This window comes from Streptococcus sp. ELY_137 (genome assembly GCF_058314515.1).
This window is the reverse complement of sequence record NZ_JBZFUL010000001.1, coordinates 393,665-412,881: the sequence shown is the minus strand read 5'-3', so window position 1 is coordinate 412,881 and position 19,217 is coordinate 393,665. Positions and strand designations below refer to the sequence as shown.

The window sequence follows — 19,217 nt, the reverse complement described above, 5'->3', positions numbered from 1 at the left end:
CTCTCCTAAATAAAAAGGCGATCGAAAATGACTCTCGAAAACACCCCTTTATATGATGTTTTACTTCTACTACATCAATTTATTAAGGAAGACTACAGCTTTTTAGTTCCCTTTAAACTGATTGTATCAATAAATTCACAGCATATCATCATAATAATAATAAGCCCAGCAAAAATTAATGGTGTATATGTCCGTAGTTCCGAAGCATAAATTGTCGGTGATAACGACACTGTCATCCGAGCAGCGTAGCCAACTGCCAAAACTACTACGGCTGTTCCAGCCTGCCAGAGATCTTCAAATATCAAGAACACTGAAATAGCTACCACCGCTAACAAAATTGTATATAAAGTTAGTGGATAAAGATTTGCTTTAAAGCTAAATTCAGTGACGGGTTGCTGATTTTGGAAATCATTGACCTTTTGTACAGCCGTTAGCAGACTCGTGCTTCCCAGCCTATTCGTTAAAATTGTATAAAGAACTGCGCCTGACATAACTGATGAAACATACCGCCGCTTAAGCAAAGCCAAAACGAGAGCAGCTATAAGCAGTAAATAAATAATCGTTAACTCTGAGGTAACAAATAAAACACGATTAGTCTCCATATAACCCTTAGCTACCTTAACAACTAAAGATAACTTATCAAAACCAGGATACCAAGTTTTAGACTCAATCATTGTACGACGAGCAGAACCTGGTGCTACTAAAGCGGAAATTGTCCCTGCAAAGGCAATTACTATCGCTGATAGATAATAAACACTCACCTGTTTATTAATAAACCAATTTTTAAACAATAAGAAAGCAAAAATAATCAGTGCAAAAATCGTAAACTGCTCTTGCATACAGGCAAATATCATAAAGGGCAGTGATATAAGCAACCATTTTAGCTCCTTTTGCTCAAGGCAATACCATGCCACCACAAAGGCAATCATTGGGAAAAGGTAGTTAGTCACTGTCGCAATTAAGCCTGCACTGGTAAAAAAGATACTTGGAAATACCAATAAAAACAGTGCTGGAATAATAAAACGAAGTCCCCAATATTTATCATCACTTAAGAAAATACCATTAAAGCAATGGAAGAATACCGCCACAGCGACCAGCATCGTAATATCAAAAATCAGATAATGTGATGACATAAACATGGTGACAGACTCAATTAAGAGACGGCTAGACCACACTTGGTAGCGATGAAAAGCAAACTCAAAGAAACCATAACGCTCAGACAAACGGGCAAAACTTAGCTGATCTCCCGCATTATTAATATAAACAATGGACTGCAGAGTGAAGAGTAAACTCGTAAGACTATAGTATACTGGCAAATAAAATTTTTTCACGCTACTTCTCTCCCTTTACTTTAAAGAACTTATCATTTGAAGCTATATAGCCCTTACCAGAAATCAAGTCGTATTCGATCAATTTCAGATCATGTGCTATTTTCTTCTGCTTCTTGGTTGTATGTTTTTTATCAATACTAGCATTATCCATCACTTCTGTTAACAAGGCCTGATAAGGAGACACCTTAGTTGATGTAGTTAATAATAACTCTGCTGGAAAGTCACTAGAGTTGACATAAGGATGGTTCTGCTTATGAGTTGGATAATTACTCCAGATAAAGTAATCCGTCTGATATTGAGTCTCTGGTTTGTCCTTAAAAGTGCTATCTGGGTAGAAACCTGGCAAATGATCCCCATAAAAAACAACGGTTACTTTTTTATCTAATTTGGACAAGTCACTTAAAAACTTTTTCGTTGCATCATCAGTTTGTTTTAACTCTTTTGCATAATTATTGGTATAACTATTCTCAGCCGGATCAAATCCTTTACCAGAACCACCGTATGGTGTTTTATCTGTATAATTCCAAGGTGCATGGTTTTGATAAGTAATGACCGAAAAGAATTGATTTTGCGAAGGATTGATATTATCTGTAACAGTCTGATAGGTATTAGCATCACTTGGATAAACTCCTAGAGTTCCCAAATGTTTAGCTTTTTTTGTCCCACCATCAGCTGCGATAAATTCATCAAATCCAAGACGTCGATAAATTGATTTGCGTGAATACATGTTAGCATCACCCAAATGGATGGCAATCTTATTTTTTGACTCAAAGGAATCACTAATTGAAGGCATTCGCTTCATTTCAGGAGCAACTTCAGTATAAAGCGTCGAAATAGATGATGATAAATTATACATCGGCAATCCGGTCAATGATTGAAACTCCATATTGGCTGTACCACCACCGTAAGAATCTGCCTTCATTAGACCACTTGTATAATTCTTTTTAACTGACTTAATATACGGGATAGGATCACGATTAAGGCTAACATCTGATAAACGACTAGGATCCGCAAAACTCTCGCTCAAAACAAAGATGACTGTCTGATCCGAAATACTACCTTTTCGGCCTTTGTTGATAACATCAGCTTTTTGAGTATATTCTTGAGCAAGTTTCTCCATAGTATCTTTGCTGTAACCTGAGGGTCTTTCCATCTTAGAGGAAGTCAGCTGCTTAGTCCAAACAAACATTAAGGAGCGCTCCCTTGCTACCACAGACTGTCCCATCCACTCAATATTTTCTGTATTGTTAAGGCGAGATAGAACGGGAATATCGTCTGCAATCTTCCCATTATCCTGTTGGCCAAAAATCGTAACCACTGTGGTAAAGAGTACTAAGATAGGGATTGAAACTGCCACCCTTAGACGCCAGTCCGAATGGATAATATCTTTAAATGACAGGAGTTTCCATAAAAAATAGGTCAGGCCCGCTAAGGCCACAATAGCTAGAACAGCAATTAAAATTGCTGTCGCATTGACATAGGAGAGCAAGAGTCCAACATCTTTGAGCCAGCTTAAATCACTGAATAAAACTGGTTCATTACGCATACTGAATTTAATACTATTAGCAACAGATAGCAAGGAACCCACAGCAATCAAGGTTGTTGTCGCAATCAGGTAGCGGTTAACCACCATATAAAAGACAACATTGACCAGAGCTAAAACCAAAATTTGGTAGACACTAGCTCCTGGGAAAATATACCGGCCTAGTATCGGTCCATCTGCCTTGATAGTCGCCTGAAAAATATAGTTAAAGATAATCGCTAGCAAAAAACTTGTTGCTACTGCTAATGAGATAGACGCCCTTTTTTTCATAGCATCGGCGATCCCCCTAGCAACTACAAAGCACAAGGTCGAATACAATACTAAGCAGATAGCCAAACTTGTTCCCATAGCCCAAGCATAGTCAGAAAGATCTGCTTTCTTAATGAGATTTAAAAGAGACGGTTTCATAGCAGCGATAGCTAAATGATCATTGACAATAGCCATCCCCAGAAAAGCAAATACAGGCAGCTGATAACTCTTATAATGTTTCAAGGGTTTGTCTAGACTAAGCAGACTATCTTCTAATTTTGAATGCTTAGATTGATTCTTCTTATGGTTCTCACGCAATTTATTCGATAAGAACCGAATGGCTCCTGCTAAAACTAAGATACCTAAAACAGTCAACAGAGTTTTAGACTGAAAGAAATCATTGTGACCGAATCGTTCCCACTTAAATTTACCATTATTCAGATTTCTCGTTACCAACAAAAAATAAGAGATAAAGAGATAACCTAAGTAGCCAAAGCCATACTGCAACCAAAACCGCCATTTCAACCCTCGACTGACATAGACAGCTAAGCCAAGTATAGAGATCCCGTACAGAGCATCATTGAGAGTACTGGATGCCCTAAAAGCCTTCAGCAGCCTATCAGCACGATGCCCCTGCAACAGCTGCTGATTGACTAAGAAGAAACTGATACAAAAGACAAAAAGGCAAATAAGCACGATGTGTAAAATTTTGTACCAATCTATATCTTTAATAATTTTTCTCATAGTTTACTTTTTTAAAAGCCGCTTCACAATATACTTCACCGCTCGAGCCGGTCCGATGATAATATACTTCAAAGCTCCCTTAATTCCTCCCATATAGGTAAAATCAACATAAGTATTTGGACTACTGTTGGCACGTGTATTGAGCATCTTGTTCTCAATAAAAGGCGTCATAGTAATCGGATTTTGTGAGATACGGTAATCATAGTGGCCATCCCAAGCAATGTAAATCAATAAACGCTCAATAGCATGAAGGATCGAATTTTGTGGCAGGGGTTCTGCCGGGATATCTTCATCCGTTAACCCCAAATCAAAGAGAGGCTTAAGCGCATCGTATCTAAACCAGGCATATGTACCATAGCTCATGACAAAAGTATCCATCATTTTGAAATCAATAGCCTTATGCAGCCCCATCTTTGTCCAAAGCTCCTCCATCTCAGGAGCGATTAAGTGTTCATTCCAGGCCACGACAATTTTATTGAACCTAAAGAAGGTTGGCATGTCCGCAATCACCAAGCCTAAACGCTCATTACTAGCCATTTGAGTCAGAATTTTATCTGCTGGCTTAACCAACATCTCAATTAATTCTTGCCGCCACGATTGACCAGCCCAGTAGTCTGCTTCTTTGGATTTCTTGGTGTGAAAATGACCAATATAGTCATATTCCTTGAGTTGTTTTTTCAATTTTAACATTGGTAGAACATCACGGCCAATATTGCCGGTCACAAAGATTTGAGCTGGAACTCGATTCTGCTCCAATATTGTCCGAATTTCAGCCTGCTTCTCTTCCTTATCCGTCGTGATAAAGAGATCGTAGGTAAAGTGGAAGGCCTGAAAGGTATCCAAAAATTCTTGTAAAAGATCCACATAAAACACATGCAGATGAACAGCCACCTTGCCTTGAGAAAACAGCTGAGTATTCATATCGGTCTGCTCAAGATACTTATAGGCTAATAAATAAGGCAGATCGGGCTGACTGATATTGGTCATGTGACTAACAATCAGATCGATAGGATAATTGGAAAGCTCCCTAATCTGGTTGAGGAGATAAGGGCCGATATGCTGGTTAGCATCAATCGTTTTAACCTTAATAAATGGAACCCTAGCATTAAGAATAGCCGTCGGATTATAGTAGCTGAAATCAGGATGCAGCATGCCTTCTGTAGGGGTCTCAATCGTATTGAAAACAGCAGAATACTTGAATCCTACATCGGTTAGCGCAGTTGTCACCCGTGTTTCATAGTGGCCGATAACTTCTTGGACATCTGTAAAATCTTGAATTCCTTGCCAGAAATCCAGAAAAGCTGATGAAGTAACTACCTTTTGACTGAAACTAATAAAGTAGCTCTGGATATGCTCAGGAAAGCTTTTAGTCTTTCGATGATTGGTTAGTCCCCAGAAATCTACCTGTTCATCAGTTTCAAACCGATCATAAATGGGCTGTAAATCCCACAAAGGACCAAAACAGGTATCGTTCATCGTTGTAACTGAGTCGTAATCAGCCAGCTTATCCCAACCAACAGCTGCCATACCATCACGCCAAGCAGCAAAATCAAAGCCACTATTTTGCCTCTGAATAAAATCATCAATTAAACCTTCCTGACGCAATCTAGCTTCGTCTGCCTCATTAAAAGAGCTGTTAGAGATAAAAATAACCTTACTGTAGAGAGAACGCAACTGTCGCAACTGATAATGCACATGCGAACTCAAACGATTATATTTATTAAAATGCACATATAAAAGCAAACGCTTCATGTTTTATTTTCTCCTAAAGAAATTGATGATTTTAGTTGGAATAGTCCAACGGCGAGAATGGACGACTGTATTATAGCGATTAGTCACTTCTGTTAATTCTTTCTGAACACGCTCATTCTCAGAAACCACTTGCTGATATTGATAACGGTAGGACTGTAAATTGGCTATTTCAGATTGCGCTGATTCTAGTTCTTCTACTAGCTTACGAGCAACAAAATCAGGTTGCTCTGGATGATTAACATTAAACCATTCATAAGTCAGCAAAAACTCTCTGCTATCCCTATTGGAAATGTCATAAATAATTTGAGGGTCGGATTCTTCAAAATAATAGGCTCCTCTTATCACCTTAGCGTTGGTCCATATAGGTAATAGCTTAGTATCAAATTTAGTATCAGTTAATGAAACACTTTGATAATAACTAGGAATTTCTGATAGGTCAATACGGAGCTTTTGGACATCGGCATCCAAGTCAAGCCTTAGATGTCCGGAGTATTCTAATGGAAATTGTAAACTGTCAGTTTCAGAAAAAGGTTCTTCAAACCCACGATCTAAATAAACGGTAATATATTGATTATCCCAACTATTTTCCCCTTTTTGAGCCAAAGCTTTCTCAAAAGTATTATGCTGAGGCAATAAAAATTCTAATACTTTGCGGTAATCTATCTCAGGGTATTTAGCAAGGTACTCCAACTGTGTTTCTAACAATTTATCAAAGCGTCTACCAATCTTATTCCTATCTTGTGTTCGAGAATCTGATTCTATATCCATTCGATAAACTGTTGTTGAATCTTCTAGAAAGCCTAAAGGAGTTCTCTGAAAAAGTTCTAACTGAATATTGAAGGTATCATCAGCAGCCTGAGGATCAATCAAATCATTGACTTCCAACATGAGATCCGTTTCTATCAACCAGGTAGAAGCCATCGTCATACCCTTTAAGGCAAGCATCTTTTCATATGAATCTATAAAAGGAATAATTCCATTTTTAAGAACACTCTTATGAATCACCGCTCCCTGAGCATCAACCATATCAAAATCAGTATTAGACCAGCGATACTCTGGCGATGACTCTAAAAAGTCAACCTGTTTTTGAAGCTTAAGTGGATCAATCCAGTAATCATCACCATCACATCTAGCAATATATTGTCCTTTAGCTTCCTTGCAAATATCAATCCATGTTCTCGCAATACCTTTATTAGTTTTATTGAAAAAAGGTTTAACTTTATCAGGATAGCGCTTGGCGTACTGGCACAGAATGTTTGGAGAATGGTCATTTGAGGCATCATCAACAACAATAATTTCAAACGAAAATGTCGTCTGTTGCGCCAAAAAACTATCCAAAGCTTCCCCTATCCAATCTCCCTTATTAAAATTAGTGCAAATAATGGAAACCTTCATATAGTCTTCCTTATCTTTATCCAAATTGCCACTGTCCATTGCGTTGGTAAAGACCGCTAGCTGAATCCAAAGCCGACAAATCCTCAGATTCAATGTCATCACGATGGACAACAATAACAGGTGTCTGATTCGCATCGGAAAAGGCTAACATTTGATCGTTGTCATCACGAACAGTTACCTCTAATTTTAATTTAATATCATTTAGATGTTCAATATCACATTCATAAATAACCGATTTAGAGCCAGCGCCTGAGGTCTTATAATCCATCGAGTTATCATTATAAACCCAAATATTACGGTCAATATCTGTTAAAGATAGAGCAATGTAGGTCGGAATATCGTTAAGTACTTCATAAGAAATTTCAAACTTGATCTTATCTTTTGGAGTCATGGGATTAGCAGACAACAGTTTAACAGCTAAGTTTTCGACATGCGTAATTTGGTCCTCGTCAGCTTGCACCTCAATCGTTTCTCCATTATCATCAACAACTTTATCAGTATTGTCAAAGCTATACTGATTAGCAACATTAAAGGGTTCACCGTACGCCTTAATCAAGCCATCATCAATCAGGACTGCCTTATTGCAATATTTCTTAACAGCTGCCATATCATGGGTAACAAGAATTGTAGTCTTCCCGCTTTCCTTGCGCTCCATAAAATAATCATTACACTTGCGCTGGAAGGCTTCATCACCAACTGCCAAGACTTCATCAAGAATAAGGATATCCCCTTGCGCTTTAATAGCAACTGAGAAAGCCAGACGAACCTGCATCCCGCTTGAATAATTCTTGAGTTTTTGATTCATGAACTCTTTGAGTTCGGCAAAATCCACAATATCATCATACATGGCATCAACTTCTTCCGTCGAAAAGCCTAGCATTGCCCCGTTCATATAGACATTCTCCCGGCCTGTCAATTCGGGATTAAAGCCAACACCTAATTCGATAAAAGAAACTAACTTTCCATCAATAGTTACAGAGCCTTTTTCCGGTACATAAATCTGCGAAATAATTTTTAGAAGCGTAGACTTGCCCGAGCCATTTCGACCGACAATTCCAAAGAAATCACCTTTCTCCACTTCAAAATTGATGTCACGCAGCACATGCTGCTCCTTGTAACCCTTAACTCCTTTAAAACGATTGACCATCGTCGTCCGCAGACTGTTAGAAGCTTCAACAGGTAATTTAAAATATTTGCTGACATGGTCAACCTTTACTGCAATATTATTTTCTGCTGTCATTATAGAATCTCCGCAAATCTCTTAGAACTACGATTAAAAACTGTCAAACCAATAGCAAAAATGATAAATGGCAAGACATAAGGAATAGCATAATACCACCAGTGATTGATTAAATTCCAAATAGTCAAATTGGCTTTATCAATCAGGAGATAACGCAGGTCCTGAATCATCTGCGCTAAAGGATTGAGCATGATAACCTTACCCGCAAAAACTCCTTTAACTCCTTGGTTGGTAATAAAGGTCAGAGGATAAATAATCGGCGTCGCATACAAGCCTGCTTGGAGAACAACCTCCCAAATTTGGCCAATATCACGGAACTTAACGTAGAGCGTCGCCAAAAGCAGAGCTACCCCCCAAGCCATAATAAAGAGCTCAAGGAAGAGCGGGATGGAAAAGACAGCATCCCAACCAATATGAACACCATTGACCAAGGCAAAAATCAGCACAACAATCAGGTTAATGCCAAAATTAATCAATGCTCCGCAGACTGCTGATAAGACAATAATTGATTTTGAAAAATTCAGCTTACGCAACAGATCACCACGCGTCACGATAGAAACCATCCCCATGCTAGTTGCTTCCGTAAAGAAAGACCAGACCACATTAGCCAGCAAAAGTGCTACAGGGAAATGAGGCACGTCCCCCCCTAAACGCAGGAAGCGGATGAAGACCAGATACATGATCATAAAGAGCAACAAAGGCTTTAAAATTGACCAGAGGTAGCCGATGACACTGCCTTGATAACGCAGCTTAAAGTCTGTTTTTATGAGTTCTTTTAGTAGGATACGATTCTTCTTACTAAGTAAATCCATGATATTCTCCTATGCTTGATAGCCATATTTCTGATAATGGCGATAACCAATTTTCGTTGTCACTAAGGTTTTAAAGACCAATGTATGAAAAGGCCTATTTTTAGCAAAACCATACTGTTTAAGGGTACGTCGTCTTTGACGCCAAGGCTGATCGAGCAAATAAACATAGGCTTCAATCAGTTGATGTTCAGTCAAGGCCAAGTCTAAATTCAACAAAAGTTCGGCCTGCCGCTGGCTGGCATCAATCAGCCACCAATATTTAGCAATTAGATTATGGGGCCGCAGCCAATTCTTTAAGCGCTTTGACCATGTCCGCGCCCCTAGGACATTACTATCATGTTGGCGATAAAGTTCGGTTGCCTGATCCAAATAGACCAATTCTCCTTTAGCTGCTGCTATTAGGGCTAAATACCAATCATGCATGAGTATAGATTCAACAGCATCTTCATGCCAAAGTTGGGCTGCTGCATGGTTAATCATGGCAGTTCCTCCTGTTACAGTATTTTCTGTTAATTCCTGTAAAAGCGCTGTATTGGCATGACCTGACTGTGTACGAATCATGCTTTCATGCAAAACCTGCAGATTTTGATTAACCACCTTAAGATCTGTGTATACCAAGAGAGGTTGATGCTGATCATGCCGCTGACCTTCCTCGAGACAGTGCTCTAGTTTTTCTGGCAACCAGATATCATCTTGATCACAGAAAAAGTAATAATCAGCTTCCTCATAGTTAAGCAGCGTATAAAAGTTTTTGATGACGCCAATATTCTCTTGCTGTTTAGCATTGATAAAGCAGATACGACTGTCCCTCTGAGCATAATTTGCAATAATCTCTGGTGTCCGATCACTGGAACCATCATCGCGAATCAACAGCGTCCAGTCAGAAAAGGTCTGCTCTAAAATACTGTCAATCTGCTGAGCCAAAAAACGCTCACCATTGTAGGTGGACATGAGTATGTTAACTTTCATGTAAAAACAGCTCCTCGTATTCTCCTACAATTTTGGGCCAAGTATAGGCCTCCTCCATGTGCTGACGAGCTTTTCGCCCCAACTCACTGAAATCCTCTTGCTCATCATTTTGATTGATTAACTGAGCCAGACTGCCAGCTTTTTTATCCCAATAGAGGGCTGTGTCTTGAGCAACACCTTTATTAAAGTCAACACCCAGCACTAAATTTAAATCTGTATGGGCCAATGCTTCTAATAATCCAGGATTCGTACCGCCTACTTCATGCCCATGAATATAGGCAAAAGCTGCTTGGCGAATATAAGTCAGTAAAGCACGATTATAAACTGTCCCAACAAACTTAATCCGTTCATCTTTCTCAAAACCTGTTTTCTGACGCAGTTCCTCAAAGTAGCTGCTGCCTTCATGATTACAGATAATAATCAGGTCTCGTTTGGTCTGCGAGGCCATAAATTCACGAATAGCCACTTCATAGTTGTTCTCTGGGACAAAGCGCCCAACAATCAGATAATAGCCTTTTTCAGTACTTTGCCAAGTTTCAAAAAAATCTCGAACTTGAGCAGACTGGGCTGTCAACCCTGACGAACTTAAATCTGTTCCATAGGCAATGAAAGCCGTTTTAGACCAAGGGTAAGTCTCCTTAATATAACTCTCAATCCCCGTGTTATCCGAAATGACCAAGTCAGCTCTCTTAGTCATCACCTTCTCAGAATATTTGAGGTAAGCTTGAACAGGCTTAGCCCATTTAGAACGCTTCCACTCCAAGCCATCGGGATTAACAAAGAGCTGACCGCCAATTTTATGAATCCGTCGTGCAAAAGGACTAATAAAAGCTCCGATAGTATTGCCCAAGATATAAAAGATAGGATGCCGGATTTCCTCTTGCTTGATCAGCTTTAAAGCGTAGCTGATAGCCTGCATATCATAGGCAATAACCCGTGCTGGACCAAGTTTGGGAGGTTTGACTGTAAAGCAATCTACTCCCATGTATGTAGAATGGGAACCCGTCAGCTCATCGCTGAGACAGGCAACATGGTAGCTGATTTTATCTGATAAGCGATTTTTCACCAATTCTTCCACAAAGGTTTCAAAGCCACCATATTTGGCAGGCAGACCCCTGCTTCCGATGATAAAAACATGCTGCATACACAAAAACTCCATTCTAGCAATACAATCACTCTATTATATCATAAAATCACTGACCTTTTCACCCATAACTGTAAAAATATAGCGTCCTTCATTGCTTACACAAGGCCAAGTTTCGCCTATACTCCAAAGAGGGGAATCTAAAAAGCAGACAAGCTTTCCTCAACTTGTCTGCTTCATTTTATTTTTTCCCCTGCTTGTAAAATTCTTTTAACGCTTCCTGCCAAGTCGGAATGACAAAACCAGTTGCTTTGGCCTTAGCCAAACTCATCGTTGAGTTCATCGGACGTTTAGCTTTTGCTGGAAATTGGCTGGAGTCAACTGGTACTACTTCTACACCAGTATCCTTAAGTATTTCCTTAGCAAAATCGTACCAAGTCGTATCTTCTGCTGCATCATTTGACAGATGATAATAGCCAAACTCCTTTTGATTTTCGGTCAGATAGGTCATAAACTCTGCCAAAGTTCTAGTCCAAGTCGGACGTCCATGCTGGTCATTCACAACTGTCAAACGCGAACGAGTTTTAGCCAAGTTTTGCATAGTAAAGACAAAGTTTTTCCCGTAATTTCCAAATACCCAAGCAGTACGGATAATATAATATTTATCATGCAGCTTCTCAACAGCCTCTTCACCCATGCGCTTAGTGCGACCGTACTCTGTCTGCGGATCTGTCTCATCTGTTTCCAGCCATTCTTGACCGACAAGCTTTTCACCATTGAAAACATAGTCTGTCGAGATGTAAACCAGCGTAGCACCGTGCTTCGATGCTGCTTTAGCAATATTCTCGGTCCCCGTCACATTGATAGCATAATCTAATTCCTTACCATCATCTTCTGCCGCATCGACAGCCGTATAAGCGGCACAATGATAAACTAAAGTAGGCTTAACTTGAGCAAAGACTTCATCAACTTTATGAGCATCTGTAATATCCATTTCAGCGACATCCACAGCGACATAATCTTCGTTTCTCTCATCAAGCAAATGGCGCAGCTCTGTACCAAGCTGGCCCTTGCTGCCAGTAATTAAAATCATTTACAATTTCCTTTCCGTTGGTACTGAAATAACCTCAGGCGAAGCCTTCCAGCATCGGTTTGTCATCCTTTTCATTCTAACAAAAAAAAGGATGAATTTCACCCTTTTTCTTTTATGATATAAACTGGACGCTTTTTAGTTTCTAAAAAGATTTTCGCCAGATATTTTCCAATAATCCCCAGTGCCAAAAGCTGCAATCCACCTAAAAACAAGATAACAGATATAGTAGAGGCCCAACCACTCACTGGGTCACCAAAGAGCAAACGGCGAACAACAACAAACAGAATGGCAAAAATTGACAACATAAAGCTGCCCAACCCTGCCCAAGTTGCTAAATTTAAAGGAGCTTCCGAAAAATTGATAAAACCATCAATCGAATATCTAAGTAAGGACCAAAAATTCCAAGAAGTATCACCAGCTACACGCTCGCGATTCTCATAAGGAAGATAAATGACATCATAACCTACCCAAGCAAAGAGGCCTTTGGAGAAGCGATTGACCTCCCCCAGCTCCAAAATGCTGTCAACAACTTGGCGAGTCATTAAGCGAAAATCACGCGCACCATCAACCATTTCCGTATCTGAAATTTTATTGACTAGCCAATAAAAAGTCTTAGCAAAAAAAGAACGGATTATCGGTTCTCCTTTGCGATCTGCCCGTCTCGTACCAACAACATCATAACCATCTTTAATCTTTTGGTACATATCTGCTAGCATTTCCGGGGGATCTTGCAAATCGACATCCATGACAGTGATAAGATCACCATCTACCTCTTCCAAGCCAGCTAACAGAGCTGCTTCCTTTCCAAAATTACGAGAAAACGACAGATAATGGACGTTATCAAACTGCTTAGAAACCCGTCGCAAAACGGATAAAGTCTGGTCTTTGGAACCGTCATTAACAAAAAGATAGTCAAACACTAACTCCCTAGCTATAGAAGCCTCAACTTGCTTAGTTGCCGCTAAAAAGGACTCAATGGTCGCTTCTTCATTGTAACATGGCACTACAATACTTAACTTTTTCATTTCCAATCCTTATCGAAATACAAAGCTTTTGAGAATTCAATCAAAAAAATCATTTTCGCTATAGCCTACCTTGGAACACCCAGATCTGTAAATAATAAACTCTAGCAACTGCTGCTCGCCTTTTCGTGAGCTCCATGAATTACTCACACTCTTTGATTTATCGAATTCCCAGCGCAATACGGGCATAGCGACTCATTCGCTCAATTGTCCAAGCTGGAGTCCACACCAATTTAACTTCTACCTTGGTAACTTCCTTAACTTCACGGATAACATCGTAAATCTGATCAGTCAGCAGATCAGCTAAGGGGCAGCCCATTGTTGTCAAAGTCATATCAATTTCAGTGTAGCCATCTTCTTCAAAACGAATTTCATAAACTAAGCCGAGATTGACAATATCGATACCCAACTCAGGATCAATAACCATTTCTAATACTTCAAGGATATGATCCTTAATTTTTTCGACTTCTTCAGGTGTGTATGTTTTTTCTGACATTTAATTCATCCTCCTCAAGCATTATCCTAGCAAAACGCCCCTGCTTACGCTAATTTACGAATAGTGTGCAGCTACTATTTTTATTTTCAAACGGCAGTAGCCAATCTCCAGCAGAACTTCCACTAGACATCATTGCTTTTGCCATTTATTTCTAAGCGAACGTCAAATGATCAGCAGTTCACTTCTCAAAAATTAGAAGGAGACAGTCAATACCTTGTCTCAGACTTAGGTAGACTCTTTCTGATCTTAAAACTCAAGTAAAAACAGTCCACTGGACTTTCGCTCCTCTCCAATTTCCCAGGAGCGGTTAAAACAGTCCACTGGTACTTCTTCGCTCCTCTCCAATTTTCCAGGAGCGGTTAAAACAGTCCACTGGTACTTCTTCGCTCCTCTCTAATTTTCCAGGAGCGGTTAAAACAGTCCACTGGTACTTCTTCGCTCCTCTCTAATTTTCCAGGAGCGGTTAAAACAGTCCACTGGACTGTTTTAATCCTCCATAAAGTCTTTAAGCTGTTTACTGCGGCTTGGATGACGTAATTTACGTAGCGCTTTAGCTTCGATTTGGCGAATGCGTTCACGCGTAACATTAAAGACCTTACCCACATCTTCAAGCGTACGCATCTTGCCGTCATCTAATCCAAAGCGCAGACGAAGAACATTTTCCTCGCGGTCAGTCAAAGTATCGAGAACTTCGTTCAATTGTTCCCGAAGGACAATACGCGTTGTATAATCAACGGGATTTTCAATCACTTCATCTTCGATAAAATCTCCCAAATGGCTGTCATCTTCTTCACCAATTGGTGTTTCTAGAGAGACAGGCTCTTGAGCAATTTTTAAAATTTCCCTAACCTTATCTGGAGACATATCCATGCGCTCTGCAATCTGCTCCGGAGTCGGATCTTGGCCTAATTCCTGCAAGAGATTGCGCTGCTCACGAACCAGCTTGTTAATGGTTTCAACCATGTGCACTGGAATTCGAATAGTTCGTGCTTGATCAGCAATGGCCCTAGTAATAGCCTGACGTATCCACCAAGTAGCGTAAGTTGAAAATTTGAACCCCTTAGAATAATCAAATTTATCAACCGCCTTCATAAGACCCATATTCCCTTCTTGAATCAGGTCAAGAAACTGCATACCGCGACCGACATAACGCTTAGCAATAGAGACAACCAAACGCAAATTGGCTTCAGCTAGACGCTGCTTAGCTTGCAGATCTCCTTCCGCTGCCGCGACAGCTAGATCTTTTTCCTCATCATTGCTTAAAAGCGGGACAACTCCGATTTCTTTCAAATACATCCGAACAGGATCGTTAACCTTGGCTGAATTGCTACCAATAAGCTCCTCATCCGTCAACTCATCAGGTGTCGGTGCCTCAACTACATATTTACTAGATGGATTGCCATCCTTATCAGTGATAGAGATGCCACCATCTGTCAGACGTTCCAACAGATCATCAATCTGATCGGCGTCAAGCACGAAGGGGATGACTAACTTCTCTGTCACCTCATCATCAATTGCTGTCCCTTCCTTCTTGTGGTTGCGGATAAAGTCTGCTACTTGTACATTAAAGGTTGTATTTGATTGTTTACTTGCCATAGTTTCCTCTATTCCATACTTCTTTTTTGGGCAATAAAAGCCTCTAATTCCATTGTGGCACGTTCTGTGTCACCATGATTACTAGTCTCACGAATCAATTTACTGCGTTTACGCAAGTCTCGTTCTTGCCGATACTGATCTATTCGCTTTTCTAAAAGATTTATCTCATCCTCAGCAATCTCCTCGGGCAACGACTCTTCTAAAATTTGGTAATAAGCCTGCCGCAAATCTTCCGACATATCTGCTAAATCAAGATCTGAAATTTCTCCTTGTCTGCACAGCAATTGATAGAGCTTCTGTAACTGAAGACTATCAAAGGAAAAATCATCACGGTGTCTAAACTCATTTAGTAGGTATTCATGATGCAGGAGGCGATGAAACAGCTGATTCTCCGCTCGCTGCATAGCTGTCAAACTTTTAGTTGCTGGCAGCTCTGTTATCAAAGGCCCCTGCACTTGAACAGATCTTTCCTGAACCGCGCCTCCTCTAGAAGCACGCAATTTCAAACGCTCATTATTAACGGACTGTTCAATTTGAAAATAATCAAAGTCTGGCAAAAGTTCAGCTACCATATTGATATATGTATTTTGCGCTGTGATAGATGTTACACCTGCAATAATCTCAGCGATCTGTTCCACATAAGTAATTTCAGCCTGCAAATTATCGACATTATCAGGTTTGAGGTAATGAATCCAAAACTCTGTACTAGAAATTCGCGACTGTGTCAGGAGTTTAGCTAACTCCTCTTTTGAATTTGCTGCTATAAATTCATCGGGGTCCATCTGATTAGGAATGCGGACAATCTCCACCGTCAAATCATCCAAAATCTTCAATGATTTAGCGATAGCATTCTGGCCGGCCTTATCACCATCATAAGTTAAAATTACCTTTTTCGTAAATTTTTTTAAATGATTGACATGCTCCGAAGTCAAAGCCGTGCCCATAGAAGCCACCGCATTCTCAATCCCTGCCCGATAAGCAGCGATAACATCCATAAAGCCTTCCATCAAATAAACTTCATGGTTCTTAGCCATTACTGGTTTGGCCTTGTCTAGATGATAAAGTTCATAGGATTTGTTAAAAATAGGTGTCGAACGCGTATTTTTATACTTAGCTTCTCTTTTATGATCGGAAGTTTCTGTCCAGATTCGCCCCGAAAAGCCGATAACATAGCCATTTTCATCCGTCAGAGGGAACATAATCCGATTGCGGAAACTGTCAAAGATCCCTCCTCGTTCTGAGAGATTAAACAATCCCGAGTTAAGAATAGTCTCTTCATCATAACGAGATGATAAACTCTGATAGAGATAATTAACCTCATCAGGTGCCAAACCGATATTGAAATAGTCAATCATCTGATCCGTCAACCCCCGCTGGTAGAGATACTGTTTAGCAGCCTCCCCCACTTTAGTGGTCATCAAAACAGCGTGGTAAAACTTACTGGCATCCTGATTGATGTCAAACAGCTTTTGCTGGGGATGGCGGTGTTGCTGGCTCTGAACTGGAGTATCAATAACCAGGTCCATTCCAATTCGCTCAGCTAAAATCTTGACGCTCTCCAAAAAAGTTATATGACGATACTCCTCCAGAAACTTAAAAACATCACCGGACTTGCCACAGCCAAAACAATGAAAGAACTGTCTATCCTCAATAACATTAAAAGACGGTGTTTTTTCTTGGTGGAAGGGACAAAGTCCAAGATAATTACGGCCAGCCTTGGTAAGACTGACAACTTCACCGATAACATCAACAATATTGACATTTGCTTTTATGTCAGCAATCATCTCTTTATCAACGGCCAAGCTACCACCTCCCGACTAAGACAATAATTTTAGTTTTACCCCTTATTATAGCATTTCTGTACTACCTTGTAAATTATCTAAATCAGCATAACAAACTCTTTTCAAAACTCACAAAAATATTAACTAAAATTAACATTTACAGTTTTTAGACAACTACCTTGACTTTGTCTAGTTATTTAGTTATACTCTTCAAGTAAAAATTTGAAAGGATTCTATTTATCACAATGATTAAAGAATTAAAAGACTTTTTGTTTAAGGGCAATGTCCTTGATCTTGCCGTGGCCGTTGTTATGGGGGCTGCTTTCAATGCCATCATCACATCGCTAGTAAGCGACATCATCACTCCTGTGATTTTAAACCCAGTCGTTAAGGCTGCTGGCGTTGAAAATCTCTCCAAACTGACTTGGAACGGAATTACTTACGGAAGCTTCTTAAGTGCCGTGATCAACTTCCTTATCGTCGGAACGACTCTCTTCTTTGTAGTTAAAGCTGGCAATAAAGCTATCGCTCTTAACAAAAAACAAGAAGATGAGGCTGCAGAAGCTGCTGGACCTTCGCAGGAAGAATTGCTCACAGAAATTCGTGATCTTTTAGCTAAGAAATAAGACCTAAGCAGCAGCTGAGGTACCTAACCTAAGATAGGAAAAGAGTACTGATACATAGATATCGGTACTCTTTTTTTACTCTAAAATTTACTATCTAACACAATTGTTTATGAATAAAACTAGCAAGGCTAATCATCAGGGAAAACACACATGAGGGTGATGTCGGCATGTGTTTTAACAAAAAATTAAGATGTAAAAAAGCTTGAGTCCAACTCAAGCTCCAGTTTAGCCACGCTTAGAATTTTTTACGCTTGCGAGCAGCTTCTGATTTACGTTTACGTTTTACAGAAGGTTTTTCATAGTGTTCACGTTTACGAGCTTCTTGAAGAGTTCCCGCTTTTGTGACTGAACGCTTGAAACGACGAAGAGCATCGTCAAGTGATTCATTTTTACGTACCACTGTTTTTGCCATGGATTTCACCTCCCCAAGACTAATGTAACGATTTTTCGTTCCCTAGTAGCATACCTAAATTTCCTAGTAAAGTCAACTGTTACCCATTAAAAAATAAAAAGAGAAGGAAATTTTTCCTACTCTTTCGCCTATAATATCAATTTATGATTGCAACCAATTGAAACCTGTTCTCTCATTTTAGGAATACCGAGATATTACTAAATAATTCCTATCCAGCCTCTGACTCAGCATTGGCTTTTTGAACATATTGATCAATCTTGCCTTCTTTTTTTAGCCTTGTGATAATTTGATTAAGCTTATCACGAAGGGCAATGGAACCTTTAGGTAGGGCAATAGCATAAGAACTGCCATCAACCTTCTTCAAAGTGATATTGGAAACAGCCAAATCATCGTTATTAGAAATATAGCCCTGTGCAATAGCACTTTCCATGACAATTCCATCAATTTGACCATGCTTTAACTCGTTAATTCCTTCACTGTTTTGAGTTAAGGACACGGCCGATGCCTTGGGAATTTGATCTGCTAGGACGCCTTCTTGAATCGTTCCCTTCTGAGCTGAGACAGAGTGACCAGAGAAATCATCCACTGATGTATACTGGGCTAATTCAGACTTACGGACAACAATAACATTTTTGGATTCAAAGTAGGGTTCTGTAAACTCAAAAGAATCCTTACGATCCTCAGTAACAGAAATACCAGAAATACCGTAGTCAGCCTTACCAATAGACACACTGCCCAAAACATTAGTGAAAGACACCGTCAAAAAGTGCACGTCAACACCCAATTCTTTAGCAATTTCTTTGGACAATTCGACATCGATACCAACAACAGTATCTTTACCATTTTCCAGACGTTTAAATTCAAAAGGAGCAAAATCCGGACTAGTAGCCACAACCAAAGTCCCACTCTTTTGAACATCACTCAGCGATGTATCCTTAGATTTGGATGATTTGGAAACACCGCAGGCTACCAAGACAAAAGTTGTCATAAAAATCGTGGTTAGCGCCAATAGCTTTTTCACTGACATATTTTCACCATTCAACTGACTGGTATACAGTCAAAATTTATTTTT

16 protein-coding genes are annotated in these 19,217 nt (G+C 39.7%); 1 reads left to right on the top strand and 15 read right to left on the bottom strand.

From position 1 onward, the window contains the following. Positions 1-92: 92 nt before the first annotated feature. From AC4HAO_RS01980 to dnaG, 13 genes are all read right to left on the bottom strand, one after another. Positions 93-1,331 carry a hypothetical protein gene (locus AC4HAO_RS01980; protein WP_491134408.1) on the bottom strand — a complete coding sequence of 413 codons (1,239 nt, stop codon included), beginning with the start codon at positions 1,329-1,331 and terminating at the stop codon, positions 93-95. A gap of 1 nt (position 1,332) precedes the next feature. Further along, entirely contained in the window at positions 1,333-3,867 is a 2,535-nt protein-coding gene (locus tag AC4HAO_RS01975) for an LTA synthase family protein (RefSeq protein ID WP_491134407.1), read from the bottom strand. Positions 3,868-3,870: 3 nt separating this feature from the next. Continuing rightward, positions 3,871-5,619 carry a rhamnan synthesis F family protein gene (locus AC4HAO_RS01970; protein ID WP_491134406.1) on the bottom strand — a complete coding sequence of 583 codons (1,749 nt, stop codon included), beginning with the start codon at positions 5,617-5,619 and terminating at the stop codon, positions 3,871-3,873. A 3-nt stretch (positions 5,620-5,622) separates the two neighbouring features. Further along, complete coding sequence (locus tag AC4HAO_RS01965) at positions 5,623-7,014, bottom strand: glycosyltransferase family 2 protein (protein WP_491134426.1); 1,392 nt, start codon at positions 7,012-7,014, stop codon at positions 5,623-5,625. A gap of 16 nt (positions 7,015-7,030) precedes the next feature. After that, positions 7,031-8,254 carry an ABC transporter ATP-binding protein gene (locus AC4HAO_RS01960; RefSeq protein ID WP_491134405.1) on the bottom strand — a complete coding sequence of 408 codons (1,224 nt, stop codon included), beginning with the start codon at positions 8,252-8,254 and terminating at the stop codon, positions 7,031-7,033. Continuing rightward, on the bottom strand, positions 8,254-9,066 hold the full coding sequence (locus AC4HAO_RS01955; protein ID WP_447452356.1) for an ABC transporter permease: 813 nt from the start codon (positions 9,064-9,066) through the stop codon (positions 8,254-8,256). Before AC4HAO_RS01955 ends, AC4HAO_RS01960 begins: the two co-directional genes overlap by 1 nt. 9 nt (positions 9,067-9,075) lie before the next feature. Next, entirely contained in the window at positions 9,076-10,035 is a 960-nt protein-coding gene (locus tag AC4HAO_RS01950; RefSeq protein ID WP_491134404.1) for a glycosyltransferase family 2 protein, read from the bottom strand. Then, positions 10,025-11,179, bottom strand: a complete 1,155-nt coding sequence (gene cps2T, locus AC4HAO_RS01945; RefSeq protein WP_491092419.1) for a beta 1-4 rhamnosyltransferase Cps2T — start codon at positions 11,177-11,179, stop codon at positions 10,025-10,027. Before cps2T ends, AC4HAO_RS01950 begins: the two co-directional genes overlap by 11 nt. A 181-nt stretch (positions 11,180-11,360) precedes the next feature. Next, on the bottom strand, positions 11,361-12,212 hold the full coding sequence (rfbD, locus tag AC4HAO_RS01940; protein WP_491134403.1) for a dTDP-4-dehydrorhamnose reductase: 852 nt from the start codon (positions 12,210-12,212) through the stop codon (positions 11,361-11,363). Between the two features lie 98 nt (positions 12,213-12,310). Further along, positions 12,311-13,237 carry a glycosyltransferase family 2 protein gene (locus AC4HAO_RS01935; protein WP_447452360.1) on the bottom strand — a complete coding sequence of 309 codons (927 nt, stop codon included), beginning with the start codon at positions 13,235-13,237 and terminating at the stop codon, positions 12,311-12,313. A gap of 157 nt (positions 13,238-13,394) precedes the next feature. After that, positions 13,395-13,730, bottom strand: a complete 336-nt coding sequence (locus AC4HAO_RS01930) for a metal-sulfur cluster assembly factor (protein WP_447452361.1) — start codon at positions 13,728-13,730, stop codon at positions 13,395-13,397. A 486-nt stretch (positions 13,731-14,216) separates the two neighbouring features. After that, positions 14,217-15,326 (bottom strand): RNA polymerase sigma factor RpoD, encoded by a 1,110-nt coding sequence (gene rpoD, locus AC4HAO_RS01925; RefSeq protein WP_447452362.1) that lies wholly within the window; start codon positions 15,324-15,326, stop codon positions 14,217-14,219. A gap of 8 nt (positions 15,327-15,334) precedes the next feature. Beyond that, positions 15,335-17,110, bottom strand: coding sequence for a DNA primase (gene dnaG, locus AC4HAO_RS01920; protein WP_491134425.1), 1,776 nt, complete (start codon positions 17,108-17,110; stop codon positions 15,335-15,337). Positions 17,111-17,352: 242 nt separating this feature from the next. Here dnaG and mscL point away from each other — a divergent pair, with 242 nt between their 5' ends. Beyond that, positions 17,353-17,733, top strand: coding sequence for a large conductance mechanosensitive channel protein MscL (mscL, locus tag AC4HAO_RS01915; RefSeq protein WP_447452363.1), 381 nt, complete (start codon positions 17,353-17,355; stop codon positions 17,731-17,733). A 235-nt stretch (positions 17,734-17,968) separates the two neighbouring features. Here mscL and rpsU read toward each other — a convergent pair whose 3' ends face one another. Next, positions 17,969-18,145, bottom strand: a complete 177-nt coding sequence (rpsU, locus tag AC4HAO_RS01910) for a 30S ribosomal protein S21 (protein ID WP_002963309.1) — start codon at positions 18,143-18,145, stop codon at positions 17,969-17,971. Between the two features lie 208 nt (positions 18,146-18,353). Continuing rightward, complete coding sequence (locus AC4HAO_RS01905; RefSeq protein ID WP_491134402.1) at positions 18,354-19,172, bottom strand: transporter substrate-binding domain-containing protein; 819 nt, start codon at positions 19,170-19,172, stop codon at positions 18,354-18,356. Between the last annotated feature and the right edge of the window lie 45 nt (positions 19,173-19,217).